Genomic DNA, 17,028 nt, shown 5'->3' on the forward strand with positions numbered 1-17,028 from the left:
CCGCATGGCCTATCGCAAGCAACTGACGCGGCTGAAGGCGCCTTATCTCAAGCGCATCCTGCTCGATCCCGCAAAGGTGGAGGACTGGGAGAAATATCCCTGGAACCTGCCGCTGTTTCGTCGCGGTGAGTTCGAACTGGGATTCACCACGCCGATCACCATCATCGTCGGCGAGAACGGTACCGGCAAATCGACGCTGCTCGAAGCGATCGGGGCGCTGGCCGGTTACGACGAGGCCGGCGGCGGCAAGGGTTACATGCCCGTCGACCATTCTCGTGCCATTGACAAAAGCGGCGGCGGGCTGGCGGATGCTTTTCGCTGCCACTGGCTGCCGAAGGTTACCGCCGGCTGGTTCTTCCGCGCCGAATCCTTCTATTCGGTCGCCCGCTACCTCGACGAGGCGGCGCGCGAATCCGGCGGGACGCCGCCCGATTTCCTGTCCTGGTCGCATGGCGAGGGGTTCATCCGCTTTTTCGAGGAGCGCTGCCGCCGGCAAGGCATCTACATCCTCGACGAGCCCGAAAGCGCGCTGTCGCCCTCGCGCCAGATCGAGCTGCTGAAGATGCTGCGGCGCATGGACCAGTCGGGTACGGCGCAGGTGATCATGGCCACGCATTCGCCGTTGCTGATGGCTTGTCCCGGTGCGCGGCTGTTTCGCATCAGCCGCTTCGGCCTCGACCCGACCGATTTCAGCGATACCGATCATTTTCGCATGATGCGCGACTTCTGCACCGACCCGCAGGTGTTTATGGAAGAGGCGCTGCGGGAAGACGACGAATGACGATGAGCGACGACGACCTCAACTGGCAGAGCGAACAGGCTTGTCGCGAAGCCTGGCCGGCGGCTGTCGAAACCGTCGTCGACGGTTGGCTGCTCAGGCGTTCGGGCGGCCGGACCCGGCGCAGCAACTCGGTCAATCCCTTACATGGCAACCGCGGCGCGCCTGAGAGTGTGCTTGCCACGGCCGAGGCGTTCTACACCAGCCATGGCCAGACGCCGCTGTTTCGGGTTCCCAGCATCGCTGCAGAGATGGACACGCTCCTCGACCGCCAAGGCTACGATCTCGAAGGCGGGACCATTCATCTCTATGGCGCGATCGAGGAGCTGGCTGATATCAGCGACGAGCACGTCAGCGTTTCGCCGACGCCTGATGAGGACTGGTTCGCGGCGCGGTTCCTCATGGGCGCCTATGACGACACCGATCGCCGCGCCTTTCGCGAGATGCCCGGGCTGATCGTGGGCGACAAGGCGTTCGTGTCCTGCGAGCGCGACAGCGAAATTGCCGCCCTGGCCTATGGCGTCATCCGCAATGGGCTGCTTGTGGTGGAGTCGGTTGAAACCGACGGCCGCTTCCGGCAGCAAGGCCTCGGCCGCAAGACGGTTGGCGGCCTGATCGGCTGGGCGCGGCGGGCAGGGGCCTCGGCGGCCTGCCTGCAGGTCGTCGCCGACAACACGCCGGGCCGCGCGCTCTATGCCTCGCTTGGGTTCAACCGTGAACTCTACCGCTATCACTACCGCAGGAAAGCCGCATGAACCACGACGCCTACGACAATGCCTATATCGGCGGCATCCTCAATTCTGTGAAGACCATCGCCATGGTCGGTGCGTCGGCCAACGACGTCAGGCCGAGCTTTTTCGTGCTGAAATATCTGCTGGCCAAGGGCTTTTTGGTGTTCCCGATCAATCCCGGACAGGCCGGCAAGGAGATCCTCGGCCGCATGACCTATGCCAGCCTTGCCGATCTGCCGGAGCCGGTCGACATGGTCGACATTTTCCGGGCCTCCGCTGCGGTGCCTGGCATTGTCGATGAGGTGCTGAAGATGAAACCTTTGCCAAAAGTACTATGGATGCAGCTTGGCGTGCGAAATGACGAGGCGGCCGCGCGCGCCGAGGCGGCCGGTATCAAGGTGGTTATGAACCGCTGCCCGAAGATTGAATACGGCAAGCTGTCGGGCGAGATCGGCTGGACCGGCGTCAACTCCGGCGTCCTGTCGTCGAAGAAGCCGCTTATGCGCCAGGGCTTCCAGAGCTTTGGCGTGCGCCAGAAGTAAACGGCCAGCCGTTGGCGCAATATTTTTCCGGGAAGAAACGGATATTCCGAGGCGTTCGTCCCGGATCGCCTGCCGAAAGGTATTTTCTTCTTTGCATTCGTCACCCGGCTTCGCCAAGAATGCCCGGCGATATCAAAAGGTTTCAGGAGAGGGAGGTTTAGATGACCCGTACGCCCGGTTTCAATACGCTCGCCGTCCATGCCGGCGCCAAGCCCGACCCGGCTACGGGCGCGCGCGCCACGCCGATCTACCAGACTACCTCCTTCGTCTTCGACGATGCCGACCATGCCGCTTCGCTGTTCGGGCTGAAGGCGTTCGGCAACATCTACACCCGCATCATGAACCCGACCCAGGCGGTGCTGGAGGAGCGGATCGCAGCGCTGGAAGGCGGCACCGCCGCGCTCGCCGTCGCTTCCGGCCATGCCGCGCAGGTGATCGTGTTCCACAATCTGATGCGGCCCGGCGATAATTTCGTCGCCGCCACAAGGCTTTATGGCGGCTCCATCAACCAGTTCGGCCATGCCTTCAAGAATTATGGCTGGGAAGTCCGCTGGGTCGACACCAACGACATCTCAACCTTCGAGAGCCAGATCGACGACAAGACCAAGGCGATCTTCATCGAGAGCCTGGCCAATCCGGGCGGCACCTTCGTCGACATCGAGAAGATCGGCGACATCGCCCGCAAGCACGGCCTGCCGCTGATCGTCGACAACACGCTGGCCTCGCCCTATCTGGTGCGGCCGATCGAGCACGGCGCCGACATCGTCGTCCATTCGCTGACGAAATTCATCGGTGGCCACGGCAATTCGATCGGTGGCGCCATTGTCGATGGCGGGACTTTCGACTGGTCGAAATCGGGCAAATACCCGATGCTGTCGGAGCCGCGCCCCGAATATGGCGGCCTCGTCCTGCACGAAACCTTCGGCAATTTCGCCTTCGCCATCGCCGCCCGCGTGCTCGGCCTGCGCGATCTCGGCCCGGCGATCTCGCCCTTCAACGCCTTCCTGATCCTGACCGGTCTGGAAACTCTGCCGCTCAGGATGCAGCGCCATTGCGACAATGCCGTCACCGTCGCCGGCTGGCTGTCAAACCACCCCAAGGTCGCCTGGGTGAACTATCCCGGCCTGCCTTCTGACAAGAACAACGCGCTGCAGAAGAAATACTCGCCGCAGGGCGCCGGCGCCGTCTTCACCTTCGGCCTGAAGGGTAGCTATGAGGCGGGCGTCAAATTCGTCGAGGCGCTCGAACTGTTCTCGCATCTGGCCAATGTCGGCGACACCAAGTCATTGGTCATCCACCCGGCCTCGACCACGCACCGCCAGCTTTCGGACGAGCAGAAGGTCAAGGCCGGCGCGGGACCGGACACGGTGCGGCTCTCCATCGGCATCGAGGATGTCAACGACATCGTCGCCGATCTCGAACAGGCTCTGGCCAAGGTTTGATCATGGCCCAACCAAAATTCCTGTCCATCGGCGTCGACAGCGTCGACGCCGAGCATGGCGCGCCGGCGCCGGATCGCCTGATTGCGGGCGATACGAAATTCCGCACCTGGAATGTCGAGGAGCGCGACGGCGGCCTTTACGCCGGCATCTGGGAAGCGACACCGGGTAAATGGCGCATCGTCTATGACGAATGGGAGTTCTGCCACATCCTGTCCGGCGTTTCAGTGATAGCTGAGGACGGCGGCGAGGCGCGCACGGTGCGCACCGGCGACAGTTTCGTGCTCAGGCCCGGCTTCAAGGGCAGTTGGGAAGTGCTTGAAACGACTCGCAAGGAGTATGTGATCAAGCTGTAGGCGCCGGGTCAGATGATGCGGTCGATATCGCTATCCGCGAATCCATAGCGCGCCATCATCTGCCGGTGCCAATCGCTGCCGAGCAATTCGCCGAGACAGGCATTGATGCTCCGTAGAAGGGCTGCATTGTCTTTGGCCATTGCGAAGGCGCCAGCCGATGGCTGCTTTTCAACGGAGGGCACCTCGACAAGGCCAACCGCCATGTCCGGCCGGCTGGTCAGATAGCCCCGGTGCGCCATGGCCACGCTGGCATAGGCATGCACGACTCCGTCGGCGATGGCTTTCGCGGCATCGGCCTGTGTCGCGAACAGTCTGATTTGCTCGGGCGAAATTCCGTTCTGCAAAGCAGTGGCATGCTGGACCTGGCCGGTGATGACACCGAGCAAGGCGGTTGGATCCTGCGCGATCGACCGATAGCCGAAAAAGCCGCGCGGGTTCCCCTTCGCGACCAGCAGTCCGTCTGCCAACGCCCAGATTGGCCGGGTGAAGTCGACAAGGTGCTTGCGTTCATGCGAGACGAACAGGCCAGTGGTCATGGTCCAGCGGTCTTCGACCAACCCGGGCAGCAAGTCGGCGAATTCCGTCCCGACCGGTATGAAGCGCGCCAGCCCCAGCATGGCGACGATTTTGCGCGCAAGCTCGACGTCACACCCCGAAACCTCGCCCGATGCACTCGTAAAGCAGAATGGCGGCTCTTCCAGGAAGGCGAATTTCATTTCCGTCATCTATTTCGGCAATCCTATTTTGCCGGAAATCCGCTGAGACAGGCTTCCGACGCCTTGTCGTGCATCGCCAGCGCATCTTCGGTCTCGGCATCGCTATCCGATATTTCGTCGCGGTAGTAGCGCGTCACGAGGTCGAGCCCCGCTTGCGTCATCCCTTGTGTCGGCATTTCGCGGGCAAGGCAGCCGCACAGGCCAAGGGCCCGGTCGGGCGTCCCGACCTTGCGGTTGCCCAGGATGAAATCCCTGGCCGGACAGGCGTCGAGAAAAGCATAGAAGTCGAGCTTTTGCGGTGGCTGGTCGCCATGGTTCATATAGGCCTGCGGCCACTGGCTTCCGCCGCTGGCAACCTCGCAGCCGATTGCGACGTCGGAGGCATTGCCTGAAAGCGCTTGCCAGGCGGGCTCCTTGTCGCCGCTGGGATAGACGAAATTCTTGCCGAGTGACGCCACGTAAAGGTCGAGATCGGCCTGCGAGAAGCCCACCGCCTGGAATCGGTTGAACTGGCATTGGCAATCGGTTGCCGCGCGCTCGGCTTCGCCATCCTCCGGCGGTTCACTGGTTCTTGATGTCCGGCAGGCGGCAATGAAGGTGTCGCCGTTCAGCGATGTGGTGGGCAGAGTCGAAATGTCGGCGTAGCGTTCGCCGTTCCAGCCGATAGTCAGCTGGTCGGAGTGGATGTCGAAATAGCGGTTTCGCTTGAAGGTGCCAAGGCTGATCTTGTCCTGCGGCACCAGCCGGGCGCCGGGTATGTCGCCCAGCACCTCGCGGTAGCTGTCGCCTTCCAGCACGAACAGAAAATTGCCGCAAGTCGTGCCATCGCAGCCCGGCTGATCGCGATAGGCGAAGATTTCGGGAAAACCATCGAGATTGAGATCGACGTCGATGGCGAAGGACGTCAGCGGCAAGCCCTTCACACCGGTCTGCCGGTCAAGCAGGCTGACCGCCATTTTTTTGGCAATGGCAATCGAGTTTTCCCAGGGGATGTTTTTAGGCTGCTGCTGGGCGGCCGCGCCGCAGATGCCGGCGCACAGCAAAGCAAGGGCGAACGCTGTCGCCCATGTCGAAAACAGTCTCATTTTAGCACCCCAGCCTCGCGTCAGAACCCGACGGCGAGCCTTTCCAGCCCATGGAAGTGGTAAGTGTCGCGGAAGCGCGGCTCCTCCGCAAGATGGAGTTGCGGCCGCCGCTCGAACAGGGTTTTCAGCGACACCTGCAATTCCAGCCGCGCCAGCGGCGCACCGATGCAGAAATGGATGCCGGCGCCGAACGAGACGTTCTTCTGGTCGTCGCGGCCGGGCCGGAAGGCGCCGGGTTCGGCAAAGGCGATGGGGTCATGGTTGGCCATGCCGAGCAATAGGCCGATCGTCTCGCCCGGTTGTACGACAACCCCCGGCGTCACCTCGATTTCCTGATAGGCATAGCGCGTGAACATGTGCAGCGGCGCATCGAACCGCAGGCATTCCTCGACAGTGGCCGCGGTAGCCTCCGGCGAGGTGAAGAAGCGGCCGGGGTCGCCGCCTTGCGCCAGCATCGTGCGCACGGCGTTGCCGGTCTGGTGCACCGTTGCTTCGTGGCCGGCATTGAGCAAAAGGATGGCGGACGACACCAGCTCATCTTCGGAGAGCCTCTGGCCATCCTCCTGCGCCGCGATCAGCAAAGACAACAGATCGTCGCCGGGTTGCTTGCGCCTCTCAGTGACATAGCCGCGCAAAAAGTCGGAAAAATCACGCGCGGCACGATTGGCCGTCTCCTCGATCTCGCGCGTGCGGCTGTGCATGTACATGGCAACCATCTGGTGCGACCAGTCGAGCAGCTGCGGCCCCATCTCCACCGGCACGCCAAGCATTTCGGCAATGATGGTGATCGGCAGGGGCGAGGCGAAGGCCGGCAGCAGATCGACCTGGTCCGGTTCGAACCGGGCGATCAGCTCATTGGCCAGCGCTTCGACCCGCGGCCTCAACCGTTCGACCTGGCGCGAGACGAAGGCGCGGTTGACCAGTGTCCGCAGCCTGGTGTGCACGGGTGGTTCCAGCTCCAGCATCGAATTGGTCTCGATGCCATCGAAGGCGCTGAGATGCGAGCGATCCATGCCGACGCCGCGCCGGTCGGGAACGCCGGTCGGGCTCTGCCGGCCGAAGCGGCGGTCGCGCAGCAGCCGGTTGACGTCGTCGAAGCCGCCAAAACACCAGAAGCCGAATTCCTCCCAGAAGAAGGCGTTCGAGGCGCAATGCAGGAAGGCGTAGGCGTCATAAGGGTTCTGGAAAAACGCCGGCTCGTGTGGATCGAGGCGCAGGCGGCGGTTGGCGGGATCGAAGGTGAGATAAGGTGGCAAATCGGTCATGCCGATCACTAGCGCGGCTTGCTAGCGGAATGCCAGACCGTATGTTGGCCTTGGCTGCATCAAAAAATTGAACCACCTGACAGGTACTATGCCGGACATTTCAGCAGAGACGTCACTCGCTAAGTTAAAACGGTCGCTTCCCTCGTCTTACGCTGATTTTCTCAATCATCATGACGGAGGCGAATGGCTTTGCGGTGAAGACCTTGTCGTTACCTGGGGCGCGGAGCAATTGGTGCCGTTCAACAGCGAATACCGCGCTCAGACGTTTGCGCCTGGACTGCTTCTGTTTGGCTCCGACGGCAGTGCGGAGGCCTATGGATTTGACATGCGCTCCCCGGCCATGCCCGTGGTTCTCATTCCATTCGTCGGCATGAGTTGGGAACTTGCAATTGATGTTGCACAGGATTTTGGCGATTGGCGCAGAACACTGAAGCCCCTGCACGTCAATAGCTCCCACACCGGAATGCAACTTGCGGAACTTAGTCCGGTCTTGCTTTGCGGAGACCCGGTCGATCCGGCCAACAGGGTCTGGCTGACGCGCGACCAGCATTTTGAATATGTGCGGTTCTGGAACAACGTTGTCATGGCGGCCAACGCGAAGTCAGCTCCTCAATAGCCCTCGACGAAGTCCCGAACTCTAATCCTGGCAGTGCCTCGCAATATGCACGCGGCGCCAGCTGGTCGAGCCTTCCTGCACCACGACCCGGCGCGCCACCCTTTGGTATGACGGGGCAATCTCGGTGACGTGCCGCTGTTCGGGCCGCACCAGCACTTCATGGGCGACGCTCTCATATTCGGCCGGCAGCACGACCTGGCGGGTACGCGCAGGCTCAATCTCTACCGTTTCTGCGACTCGCGCATAGCGAGCCTTGCGCCAGACCTTGCACAACACCTTGCGGCCGTGGATGACGCGCCATTCCCACGCATAGCCGCCATTGTCGACCTGAACCGTGCGGTAGACCGTGCGGGTTCTGGCCGGCACGACCTCATAGGTGACGCGAGGCGGCGCGATCTGCTCGACGCGCGCCATAGTGCCGTAGATCGGCGGGTCGTAGTCGACCAACTGCCCGCCTGGGCTGACCATCACGTCTTCATAGACGGTGTCATAGAGCGCCGGCCTGTGCACCGGCTCATAACATTCGACGGCGCGGCCGCCGGCGACCGCTTCGGACACCATGCCGAGACCGGCAAGGCCGGCAATGGCCAAGGAAGCTGTTTTCCTGATCATGGCACTCCCTCTGTTTGAACGCGAAAACGCAGGTTCAACGTTGAATTGTAGGGTATGGTTCTGCAGGGGAAAGCGGTTTCGCCGCATTTCGTTAAGCGATGCGGTTAAGGAATTGCTACACCCGAAAACATGGGGCGGCCGCGTTCGGGCTTCCCCTTGCGCGGAAACCTTGATTCGACTTAACCAGATGGCTAGGAGAAGGCGGCCTTGCACTAGGGTGAGCCGGCATCCTATTTACATCCTGACCTTCCAGAACCGATTCTGCCCGATTGCTAATGTTCCCGGCGCCGGAATCCCCATCTCCAAAAAGGGATAGTCCATGAAGAACCCCGTCGAAACCTACATGAACCTCGTTCCGATGGTGGTCGAGCAGACCAATCGCGGCGAGCGGGCTTACGACATTTTCTCGCGCCTCCTGAAGGAGCGCATCATTTTCATCACCGGCCCGGTCGAAGACGGCATGGCGACGCTGGTTTGTGCACAGCTTTTGTTCCTCGAGGCCGAGAACCCGAAGAAAGAGATCAACCTCTACATCAACTCGCCAGGTGGCGTGGTGACGTCGGGCATGGCGATCTACGACACCATGCAGTTCATCAAGCCAGCCGTGTCGACGCTGTGCATTGGCCAGGCGGCCTCGATGGGCTCGCTGCTTCTGACCGCCGGCCACAAGGACATGCGCTTTGCCACGCCGAACGCCCGCATCATGGTTCACCAGCCGTCCGGCGGCTTCCAGGGCCAGGCTTCCGACATCGAGCGTCACGCCATGGACATCGTCAAGCTGAAGCGCCGCCTCAACGAGGTTTATGTCAAGCACACCGGCAAGAGCTACGAGGAGATCGAGCGGACTCTCGACCGCGACCATTTCATGACCGCCGACGAAGCCAGGGATTTCGGCCTCATCGACAAGGTCATTTCGTCGCGCGAGCCGGTCGAAGGCGCTGCCGCATAAGGCTGCATGGCAGTTGGATGGCGGGATAACGCGCTTTTGCTGGGATTTGCGGCATTTCGGCCACAATTGGCTGTTCCCTCGGCGGATGGGATTGCCTACGTTAATGCTATGTTGATTTTCGACGGCTTAGCTTTGTGCGGGGTTGGCGCGAATCATTGCTACGCTTTCTGATTTGTGTTTCGTACGGATTGCGTTGCGGGAGCCGGGACACTGGCGGCGGCGAATTCCCGCGATAGATAGAATATGCGCCCTGTCAGCCAGACCATCGGCGGGCGGCGATGAAAGGACAGGAAAATGAGCAAAGTCGGCAACAACGGCGGTGATTCCAAGAACACGCTTTATTGCTCGTTTTGCGGCAAAAGCCAGCACGAGGTGCGCAAGCTGATCGCCGGCCCGACGGTGTTCATCTGCGACGAGTGCGTCGAGCTCTGCATGGACATCATCCGCGAGGAGAACAAGACCTCGATGGTGAAGTCGCGCGAGGGCGTGCCGACCCCGCAGGAGATCCTGAAGGTCCTGGACGACTATGTCATCGGCCAGCCCTACGCTAAGCGCGTGCTGTCGGTGGCCGTGCACAACCACTACAAGCGCCTGGCGCATGCCGGCAAGAACAACGACGTCGAACTGGCGAAGTCCAACATCCTGCTGATCGGCCCGACCGGCTGCGGCAAGACGCTGCTGGCCCAGACGCTGGCCCGCATCATCGACGTGCCCTTCACCATGGCCGACGCAACGACCCTGACCGAAGCCGGTTATGTCGGCGAGGACGTTGAAAACATCATCCTGAAGCTCTTGCAGTCGGCGGACTACAATGTCGAACGCGCCCAGCGCGGCATCGTCTACATCGACGAAATCGACAAGATTTCGCGCAAGTCGGACAATCCCTCCATCACCCGCGACGTGTCGGGCGAGGGCGTGCAGCAGGCGCTGCTGAAGATCATGGAAGGCACTGTCGCCTCCGTGCCGCCGCAGGGCGGCAGGAAGCATCCGCAGCAGGAATTCCTGCAGGTCGACACCGCCAACATCCTGTTCATCTGCGGCGGCGCCTTCGCCGGGCTGGACAAGATCATCTCGGATCGCGGCAGGAAGACGTCCATCGGCTTCGGCGCCATCGTCGCTTCGCCCGAGGATCGTCGCACGGGCGACGTGTTCCGCCTGGTCGAGCCCGAGGATCTCTTGAAATTCGGCCTCATTCCCGAGTTTGTCGGCCGTCTGCCTGTCCTGGCGACGCTGGAAGACCTCGACGAGCCGGCGCTGATCCAGATCCTGACCGAGCCGAAGAACGCGCTGGTCAAGCAGTATCAGCGGCTGTTCGAGATGGAGAGTGTCGACCTGACCTTCCACGAGAATGCGCTTTCGGCGATCGCCAAGCGCGCCATCGAGCGCAAGACCGGCGCCCGCGGCCTGCGCTCGATCATGGAAGCGATCCTGCTCGACACCATGTTCGAACTGCCCGCTCTGGAAGGCGTGCGCGAAGTGGTGATTTCGGAAGAGGTGGTGACCGGCAGCGCCCGGCCGCTCTACATCTACTCCGAGCAGAAGGAAAAGAAGGGCAACGTCAGCGCCTGATATGGCATCTGGCCCAACCTTTTTATGGAACGGCGCCCCTTGGGCGCCGTTTTGCTGTGGTGAGGTACCAAGCCTTGCGCCGGAGTGGATGAACGGACCGTGTTAACCCTTGATCTTTGCCCCTCGTGCATCCAACTAACACTGGAAGGCCGTGGTGCCGAATTCTGTGCTGTAAAACTCCCGTCACAAACGGTGGTAGGCGGAACGACCCACGGTCGTTAATATGAGATTCGCGGTTGGCTCAATTAGCGGCCGCGACATGAAAGGTTGGACAATGGCCAAAATATCCAAGGCTCCCAGCGACGGCGTCTTCGCAGTCCTCCCACTGCGCGACATCGTGGTGTTCCCGCACATGATCGTTCCGCTCTTTGTCGGGCGTGAAAAGTCGATCAAGGCGCTGGAAGAGGTTATGGGTCAGGAAAAGCAGATCCTGCTTGCCACCCAGATGAATGCCGCCGATGACGATCCCGAGCCCGATGCCATCTTCGACATCGGCACGCTCGCCAATGTGCTGCAATTGCTGAAGCTGCCCGACGGCACCGTCAAGGTACTGGTCGAAGGCGCTTCGCGCGCAAAAATCGTCTCGTTCACCGACCGTCCGGACTTCCACGAAGCCCGCGCTGCCGCGCTGGTCGAGCCGGAGGAGGAAGAGGTTGAGGTCGAGGCGCTCGCCCGTTCGGTCGTCACCGACTTCGAAAACTACGTCAAGCTGAACAAGAAGATCTCGCCCGAAGTGGTGGGCGCTGCCAGCCAGATCGACGACTATTCCAAGCTCGCCGATACAGTTGCTTCGCACCTCGCAATCAAGATCCCTGAAAAGCAGGAGATGCTGGCCACGCTTTCCGTCAAGGAGCGGCTGGAAAAGGCGATGGGCTTCATGGAAGCCGAAATCTCCGTCCTGCAGGTGGAGAAGCGCATCCGCTCGCGCGTCAAGCGCCAGATGGAGAAGACGCAGCGCGAATACTACCTCAACGAGCAGATGAAGGCGATCCAGAAGGAACTCGGCGAAGGCGAGGACGGCCGCGACGAGGCCGCCGAGATCGAGGCGCGCATCAAGAAGACCAAGCTCTCCAAGGAAGCCCGCGAAAAGGCGGAAGCCGAACTGAAGAAGCTGCGGACGATGTCGCCGATGTCGGCTGAATCGACCGTCGTGCGCAACTATCTCGACTGGATCCTGTCGATCCCGTGGGGCAGGAACTCCAAGGTCAAGCAGGACCTGGCCTTCGCGCAGAACGTGCTCGACACCGATCATTTCGGCCTCGACAAGGTCAAGGACCGCATCGTCGAGTATCTCGCCGTGCAAAGCCGCCAGAAGAAGCTGAAGGGGCCGATCCTGTGCCTCGTCGGCCCTCCCGGCGTCGGCAAGACCTCGCTCGGCAAGTCGATCGCCAAGGCGACCGGTCGCGAATTCATCCGCATGGCGCTGGGCGGCGTGCGTGACGAGGCCGAGATCCGTGGTCACCGCCGCACCTATATCGGTTCGATGCCCGGCAAGGTCATCCAGTCGATGAAGAAGGCCAAGAAGTCCAACCCGCTCTTCCTGCTCGACGAAATCGACAAGATGGGCCAAGACTTCCGTGGCGATCCGTCGTCGGCCTTGCTCGAGGTGCTCGATCCGGAGCAGAACTCGACGTTCATGGACCATTACCTCGAGGTCGAATACGACCTGTCGAGCGTGATGTTCGTGACGACGGCGAACACGCTGAACATCCCTGCGCCCTTGATGGACCGCATGGAGATCATCCGTATCGCCGGCTACACCGAGGACGAGAAGATCGAGATCGCCAAGCGGCATTTGATGCCTAAGGTGGTCCGCGACCACGCGCTGCAGCCGAAGGAATTTGCGGTGAGTGAGGACGCGATCCGCGGCATCATCCAGACCTACACCCGCGAGGCGGGCGTCAGAAGCCTGGAGCGCGAGCTGATGAAGCTCGGGCGCAAGGCGGTGACCGAGATCCTGAAGACGAAGAAGAAGACGGTGAGCATCACGGCGGCGAACCTCGCCGACTATCTGGGTGTTCAGCGTTACCGCTTCGGTCAGGTCGAGGCTGACGATCAGGTCGGTGTCGTGACCGGTCTTGCCTGGACGGAAGTCGGCGGCGAGCTGCTGACCGTCGAAGGCGTCATGATGCCCGGCAAGGGCCGCATGACGGTGACCGGCAATCTGCGCGACGTGATGAAGGAATCGATCTCGGCGGCGGCGTCTTACGTCCGCTCGCGAGCCATCGATTTCGGCATTGAGCCGCCTTTGTTCGACAAGCGCGACATCCACGTCCACCTGCCGGAAGGCGCTACGCCGAAGGATGGCCCGTCTGCGGGTGCAGCCATGGCAACGGCAATCATATCGGTCCTGACGGGTATCCCGGTGCGGGCCGATGTGGCGATGACTGGCGAGATAACGCTTCGCGGCCGCATCTTGCCGATCGGCGGCCTCAAGGAAAAGCTGCTCGCCGCACTGCGCGGCGGCATCAAGAAGGTGCTGATCCCGGAAGACAACGCCAAGGATCTGGCGGAGATTCCGGACAATGTGAAGAACGGCATGGAGATTATTCCGGTCTCGCGCGTTGGCGAGGTTCTGAGGCATGCGCTGGTGCGTATGCCGGAGCCGATCGAGTGGGTCGAGCCGGTCAATCCGCCGGCTGCGGCCGATACCGTTGACGATGCTGGAAAGTCGCTTGCACACTAGAGCGCCGCGCGTCCAGTTGGACGCGCAAAGGACGCTCTAGCACTCTAGACTGGCGCATGGTCCTTTCCGAAAACCGACTACGGTTTTCGGGGCTATGCGTTAGAAAATACTAAAGTTGCAGTGCACAAAGAGAGAGCCGGGCCCCGCGCCCGGCTCTTTCATGTGAAAAACCCACCTTTTCCGGGCTTTTTCCAACTTTTTTCCCGCTTTTCGACTTGGTTGCGGGAACGCTTCTTTCTACAGTCCCTTTCCTGCCGGATGAGTCGAAGAGTTCCGGTTTTTCTCATGGAAGGGAATTTTTATGAACAAGAACGAACTGGTTTCCGCTGTCGCTGAATCCGCGAGCATTTCGAAGGGTGACGCACAGTCGGCGGTCGATGCGGTGTTCTCCGTCATCACTGGCGAACTGAAGAAGGGCGGCGATGTACGGCTCGTCGGCTTCGGAAATTTCACCGTCTCCAAGCGCGCGGCGTCGACTGGCCGCAACCCACAGACTGGCGCGGAAGTGAAGATTCCGGCGCGTACCGTGCCGAAGTTCTCGGCCGGCAAGGGCCTCAAGGACGCGGTCAACTAAGACCATTTTTTCTTTTCAGAGAATGTTGAAAAGCCGGGCTTGCCCGGCTTTTCTTTTGCCCTGCGAAAGGGGAGGCGGCAGGCCATCAGCCCGCTGAGGCGAGCCTTCAGCCCACCGGAGCATCGGCGCGCATCAGGCCTTCCTGCTTGAGATCCGCCCATAGCGCTGTCGGCAGCTTTGCATCGAGCAGCGCACGGTTGCTTTCCACCTCGCCTGGTCGCTGACCGCCTGGGATGACCGACACCACGCAGGGGTGCAGGAGCGGGAACTTCAGCGCCGCCTCGATCAACTGCACGCCATGGCGCTTGCAGACCGCCTCGATGCGCCCGACGCGATCCATGATGTCCTGTGGCGCCTCGGAGTAATTGTAATATGCGCCTGGCTTCGGCCCGGTCGCCAGTATGCCGGAATTGTAGGGGCCGCCGAGCACAATGCCGATGCCGCGCTTCTCACAGAGCGGCAGGAAGGTGGCAAGCGCCTCCTGCTCCAGCAGCGTGTAGCGCCCGGCCAGCAGGAACAGGTCGAAATCGCCGCGCTCCGCCAGCGTCTGGCAAACCTCCCATTCGTTGATGCCGCCGCCGAAGGCCTTGACCACGCCCTGGTCGCGCAACGCAAGCAGTCCGTTGTAGCCTGAGGCCATGAACTCCTCGATACGCTGGTCTGACGCTTCCTTGCTGCCATGGGTAAAGATGTCGAGGTCATGAACAAAGAGAATGTCGATGCGGTCGACGCCCAGGCGCTCCAGCGAGGCCTCGAACGAGCGCATGACGCCGTCATAGCTGTAGTCGTAGACCTCGCGGCGCGTAGGCGTGTCGAAGAACTTGCCGATGCCGGTTCGCTCCTCCGGCGGGCAGGCGCGCAGCAGGCGGCCGACCTTGCTCGACAGTACATAATCGTCACGGCTTTTTCCGCGCAGGAAGGCATTGAGCCGGGTTTCCGCGAGGCCTAAGCCATAGAGCGGCGCCGTATCGTAGTAGCGGCAGCCGGTGGCCCACGCGGCCTCCAGCGTCGCATTGGCATCCTCGTCGGGGACGGCGCGATAGAGGTTGCCGAGCGGCGCGCTGCCGAAGCCAAGCTCGGTGAAGTCGAGGCCGCCATTGCCGATGCGGTCGAAATGCCGTGTCTTCATGTCGCTTAAGATGTCCTGGATTGATTTGTCTGACATGACACTATCACGCCGCTGGCACAGCAAAAGCCGCGGCAGCGGTTGGACACGCATTTTCGCGGTGATAGCATCAACAAAAACAAGCCTTTCGCCGCAAATGCGCAACCGGAAATCCCCGGCCACAACCCTGAGGCCCCGATGACGAATGCCGGCTCGGATATGTTTGCCGCCGCCCTGCAGGAGCTGGGCGTCGTGCTGGCGCGCGTCGAAGAAGCCGGCATCGACACTGCTTGCGAAACGCTTGCCCGCGCGCAGAAGATCGTCGTCTATGGCTGCGGCCGCGAAGCCTTGCAGCTCAAGGGTTTCGCCATGCGGCTCTATCACCTCGGGCTTGAGGTGTCGGTGGTCGGCGACATGAACACCCCACCCCTTGGCCCCGGTGACGTCTTCCTGGTCAGTTCCGGCCCGGGCGAGACCACGACGGTGCTCACCTTGATGCAGGTCGCCCGCCAGGCCGGCGCGACGGTGCTGCTGCTCACCGCCGAGGCTGGCGGCAGTGCTGCCGCACTTGCCGACTTCACCTTGCTTATTGCGGCGCAGACCATGGCGCGCGACCAGGGACCGCAAAAGACGTCGGTATTGCCAATGGGCTCGCTCTTCGAAGGCGCGCTGTTCCTGCTGTTCGAAGTGATGGTGCTGAAGCTCAAGGGGCTGACCGGCCAGTCGTCCGAGGCCATGCGCGCCCGTCACACCAACATGGAGTAGGAGGGATGCGCTACGAATTGATGCTACCGCACCAGATCCGCAAGGCAATCGCCGAGAACTGGCCGGTCGTCCTGCCGCTCGGCGTGCTCGAATATCACGGCGAGCACATGGCCGTCGGCATGGACACGCTGGCCGTCATCAAGACGCTGGAGCTCTACGAAAAGGAGGCCGACATCGTCATCCTGCCGGCTTTCTACTATGGCGCGGCGAGCTATGCGGTGGCAGCACCCGAAGGCAGCGGTTCGGTGCAGGTCGGCGGCAATCAGCTGGCGCCGTTTGGCGAGGAGCTGTTCTACAGCCTGCTGCGCATCGGCTTCCGCAACATCCACGCCTTCATCCACCACCAGACCGAGAATTTCGTCGCCGGGATGCCGACCGATCTCGCCTTCAAGGCTGCCGGCCGCCAGGCGATCTTCCGCTTCCTTGAAAAGCAGCGCGGCGAGGGCTGGTGGGGCTCGAACGAGATGGCCGACTATTATGCCGGGCACGCCGCCGGCGAGAATTTCTTCAACTGGGTGCAGGTGCATCCGCTGATGTCGGCGGCCATGAACGGCAAGTACCCGTTCGACCATGCCGGTATCGGAGAGACGTCGCTGATGCTGGCGCTGTGCCCGGAAGCGGTGGATGCCGGACATTTCGCAGACAACACAAGCTGGTACACGGCAAGCGCGCCGGAGGCGTCCGCCGAACTCGGGCAAAAAGGTGTCGCCATGATCCTCGATCATCTGCGCGCCATTTTGAAACCCTGACCACCAGCCGCGCGTTCAGGCTTCGCATCGTTACGGCTTTTTCACCTTCCGCCGCCATCGTCGGCTTGGGGGCGTGGCATGGACGAGATCAGCAGGGACGGGCGGTTGCGGCACGACATTCCGATGCATGTCGCCAAGCGCCTGTTTTTCGGGCTTGCCGGCCTGTTCTGCCTTGTCATGCCGACATGGGAGCTCTATCGCGGCGTCTGGCCGTTGAGCATCGCCAGCCCGTTCTTTCTGTTCATCATTCTCGGCGCCTATGCCGTCGGCATCCCGTTTGTCTATGCAGCCATCTTCAGCCCGGCGGTGCGCTGGATCGTCCGCCGCGGGCGAATCGACATCGTGCTGCGCAACCCGATCTTTCTGCGCAGGCATCATGTGCTGCCGGGAGACATAGCCGACTTCAGTCTGAGGACGATCGAGTGGGACAGTGGAGGTCCGACCTACACGGTCGTCCTGACGACGGTGAAGGGCTAACGGTTTGAGACACG

Annotated in this window: 18 protein-coding genes; 13 read left to right on the top strand and 5 right to left on the bottom strand. The window is 61.7% G+C overall.

Annotated features, from left to right (window positions below):
* Positions 1-4 precede the first annotated feature (4 nt).
* The 5 genes from ACWGTO_RS17640 (at position 5) to ACWGTO_RS17660 (ending at position 3,846) form a co-directional block, all read left to right on the top strand.
* Positions 5-781, top strand: a complete 777-nt coding sequence (locus ACWGTO_RS17640; RefSeq protein WP_454576091.1) for an AAA family ATPase — start codon at positions 5-7, stop codon at positions 779-781.
* Positions 778-1,533 (top strand): GNAT family N-acetyltransferase, encoded by a 756-nt coding sequence (locus ACWGTO_RS17645; RefSeq protein WP_454576092.1) that lies wholly within the window; start codon positions 778-780, stop codon positions 1,531-1,533. The genes ACWGTO_RS17640 and ACWGTO_RS17645 overlap by 4 nt, the downstream gene beginning before the upstream one ends.
* Entirely contained in the window at positions 1,530-2,051 is a 522-nt protein-coding gene (locus tag ACWGTO_RS17650; protein WP_454576093.1) for a CoA-binding protein, read from the top strand. The genes ACWGTO_RS17645 and ACWGTO_RS17650 overlap by 4 nt, the downstream gene beginning before the upstream one ends.
* Positions 2,052-2,212: 161 nt before the next feature.
* Positions 2,213-3,493, top strand: coding sequence for an O-acetylhomoserine aminocarboxypropyltransferase (locus ACWGTO_RS17655; RefSeq protein ID WP_454576094.1), 1,281 nt, complete (start codon positions 2,213-2,215; stop codon positions 3,491-3,493).
* A gap of 2 nt (positions 3,494-3,495) precedes the next feature.
* Positions 3,496-3,846, top strand: coding sequence for a cupin domain-containing protein (locus ACWGTO_RS17660; RefSeq protein ID WP_454576095.1), 351 nt, complete (start codon positions 3,496-3,498; stop codon positions 3,844-3,846).
* An 8-nt stretch (positions 3,847-3,854) separates the two neighbouring features.
* Here ACWGTO_RS17660 and ACWGTO_RS17665 read toward each other — a convergent pair whose 3' ends face one another.
* From ACWGTO_RS17665 to ACWGTO_RS17675, 3 genes are read right to left on the bottom strand one after another with little or no spacing between them, the layout of a single operon-like run.
* A complete protein-coding gene (locus tag ACWGTO_RS17665; protein ID WP_454576096.1) occupies positions 3,855-4,571 on the bottom strand; it encodes a transporter substrate-binding domain-containing protein in 717 nt (238 codons plus the stop codon).
* 14 nt (positions 4,572-4,585) lie between these two features.
* Complete coding sequence (locus ACWGTO_RS17670; RefSeq protein WP_454576097.1) at positions 4,586-5,647, bottom strand: hypothetical protein; 1,062 nt, start codon at positions 5,645-5,647, stop codon at positions 4,586-4,588.
* A 20-nt stretch (positions 5,648-5,667) separates the two neighbouring features.
* A complete protein-coding gene (locus ACWGTO_RS17675; RefSeq protein ID WP_454576098.1) occupies positions 5,668-6,912 on the bottom strand; it encodes a cytochrome P450 in 1,245 nt (414 codons plus the stop codon).
* 67 nt (positions 6,913-6,979) lie between these two features.
* On the opposite strand from ACWGTO_RS17675, the gene ACWGTO_RS17680 reads away from it, so the two are divergent.
* Complete coding sequence (locus tag ACWGTO_RS17680; RefSeq protein ID WP_454576099.1) at positions 6,980-7,528, top strand: SMI1/KNR4 family protein; 549 nt, start codon at positions 6,980-6,982, stop codon at positions 7,526-7,528.
* Positions 7,529-7,549: 21 nt separating this feature from the next.
* Here ACWGTO_RS17680 and ACWGTO_RS17685 read toward each other — a convergent pair whose 3' ends face one another.
* Positions 7,550-8,140, bottom strand: coding sequence for a hypothetical protein (locus ACWGTO_RS17685; protein ID WP_454576100.1), 591 nt, complete (start codon positions 8,138-8,140; stop codon positions 7,550-7,552).
* 319 nt (positions 8,141-8,459) lie between these two features.
* Here ACWGTO_RS17685 and ACWGTO_RS17690 point away from each other — a divergent pair, with 319 nt between their 5' ends.
* The 4 genes from ACWGTO_RS17690 (at position 8,460) to ACWGTO_RS17705 (ending at position 13,918) form a co-directional block, all read left to right on the top strand.
* Positions 8,460-9,089: an ATP-dependent Clp protease proteolytic subunit gene (locus ACWGTO_RS17690; RefSeq protein WP_454576101.1), complete on the top strand. Its 630-nt coding sequence runs from the start codon at positions 8,460-8,462 to the stop codon at positions 9,087-9,089.
* A gap of 294 nt (positions 9,090-9,383) precedes the next feature.
* Positions 9,384-10,658 (top strand): ATP-dependent Clp protease ATP-binding subunit ClpX, encoded by a 1,275-nt coding sequence (gene clpX / locus ACWGTO_RS17695; protein WP_454576102.1) that lies wholly within the window; start codon positions 9,384-9,386, stop codon positions 10,656-10,658.
* Positions 10,659-10,932: 274 nt separating this feature from the next.
* Positions 10,933-13,344, top strand: coding sequence for an endopeptidase La (gene lon, locus ACWGTO_RS17700; protein WP_454576103.1), 2,412 nt, complete (start codon positions 10,933-10,935; stop codon positions 13,342-13,344).
* Between the two features lie 301 nt (positions 13,345-13,645).
* Complete coding sequence (locus tag ACWGTO_RS17705; RefSeq protein ID WP_112392385.1) at positions 13,646-13,918, top strand: HU family DNA-binding protein; 273 nt, start codon at positions 13,646-13,648, stop codon at positions 13,916-13,918.
* Positions 13,919-14,024: 106 nt separating this feature from the next.
* On the opposite strand, the gene ACWGTO_RS17710 is transcribed toward ACWGTO_RS17705, so the two are convergent.
* Positions 14,025-15,047 carry an aldo/keto reductase gene (locus ACWGTO_RS17710; RefSeq protein WP_454576270.1) on the bottom strand — a complete coding sequence of 341 codons (1,023 nt, stop codon included), beginning with the start codon at positions 15,045-15,047 and terminating at the stop codon, positions 14,025-14,027.
* 174 nt (positions 15,048-15,221) lie between these two features.
* Here ACWGTO_RS17710 and ACWGTO_RS17715 point away from each other — a divergent pair, with 174 nt between their 5' ends.
* From ACWGTO_RS17715 to ACWGTO_RS17725, 3 genes are all read left to right on the top strand, one after another.
* On the top strand, positions 15,222-15,788 hold the full coding sequence (locus tag ACWGTO_RS17715) for an SIS domain-containing protein (protein WP_454576104.1): 567 nt from the start codon (positions 15,222-15,224) through the stop codon (positions 15,786-15,788).
* A gap of 5 nt (positions 15,789-15,793) precedes the next feature.
* Positions 15,794-16,537, top strand: coding sequence for a creatininase family protein (locus ACWGTO_RS17720; protein WP_454576105.1), 744 nt, complete (start codon positions 15,794-15,796; stop codon positions 16,535-16,537).
* A gap of 78 nt (positions 16,538-16,615) precedes the next feature.
* Entirely contained in the window at positions 16,616-17,014 is a 399-nt protein-coding gene (locus tag ACWGTO_RS17725; protein WP_454576106.1) for a hypothetical protein, read from the top strand.
* The last annotated feature ends 14 nt before the right edge of the window (positions 17,015-17,028 follow it).

The sequence above is a fragment of the Mesorhizobium sp. PL10 genome, from assembly GCF_053714315.1.

Coding starts and splice junctions, on each gene's coding strand:
- ACWGTO_RS17640 (WP_454576091.1), top strand. CDS start 5: ATGGCCTATCGCAAGCAACTGACGCGGCTGAAGGCGCCTTATCTCAAG.
- ACWGTO_RS17645 (WP_454576092.1), top strand. CDS start 778: ATGACGATGAGCGACGACGACCTCAACTGGCAGAGCGAACAGGCTTGT.
- ACWGTO_RS17650 (WP_454576093.1), top strand. CDS start 1,530: ATGAACCACGACGCCTACGACAATGCCTATATCGGCGGCATCCTCAAT.
- ACWGTO_RS17655 (WP_454576094.1), top strand. CDS start 2,213: ATGACCCGTACGCCCGGTTTCAATACGCTCGCCGTCCATGCCGGCGCC.
- ACWGTO_RS17660 (WP_454576095.1), top strand. CDS start 3,496: ATGGCCCAACCAAAATTCCTGTCCATCGGCGTCGACAGCGTCGACGCC.
- ACWGTO_RS17665 (WP_454576096.1), bottom strand. CDS start 4,571: ATGACGGAAATGAAATTCGCCTTCCTGGAAGAGCCGCCATTCTGCTTT.
- ACWGTO_RS17670 (WP_454576097.1), bottom strand. CDS start 5,647: ATGAGACTGTTTTCGACATGGGCGACAGCGTTCGCCCTTGCTTTGCTG.
- ACWGTO_RS17675 (WP_454576098.1), bottom strand. CDS start 6,912: ATGACCGATTTGCCACCTTATCTCACCTTCGATCCCGCCAACCGCCGC.
- ACWGTO_RS17685 (WP_454576100.1), bottom strand. CDS start 8,140: ATGATCAGGAAAACAGCTTCCTTGGCCATTGCCGGCCTTGCCGGTCTC.
- ACWGTO_RS17690 (WP_454576101.1), top strand. CDS start 8,460: ATGAAGAACCCCGTCGAAACCTACATGAACCTCGTTCCGATGGTGGTC.
- clpX (WP_454576102.1), top strand. CDS start 9,384: ATGAGCAAAGTCGGCAACAACGGCGGTGATTCCAAGAACACGCTTTAT.
- lon (WP_454576103.1), top strand. CDS start 10,933: ATGGCCAAAATATCCAAGGCTCCCAGCGACGGCGTCTTCGCAGTCCTC.
- ACWGTO_RS17705 (WP_112392385.1), top strand. CDS start 13,646: ATGAACAAGAACGAACTGGTTTCCGCTGTCGCTGAATCCGCGAGCATT.
- ACWGTO_RS17710 (WP_454576270.1), bottom strand. CDS start 15,047: ATGAAGACACGGCATTTCGACCGCATCGGCAATGGCGGCCTCGACTTC.
- ACWGTO_RS17715 (WP_454576104.1), top strand. CDS start 15,222: ATGACGAATGCCGGCTCGGATATGTTTGCCGCCGCCCTGCAGGAGCTG.
- ACWGTO_RS17720 (WP_454576105.1), top strand. CDS start 15,794: ATGCGCTACGAATTGATGCTACCGCACCAGATCCGCAAGGCAATCGCC.
- ACWGTO_RS17725 (WP_454576106.1), top strand. CDS start 16,616: ATGGACGAGATCAGCAGGGACGGGCGGTTGCGGCACGACATTCCGATG.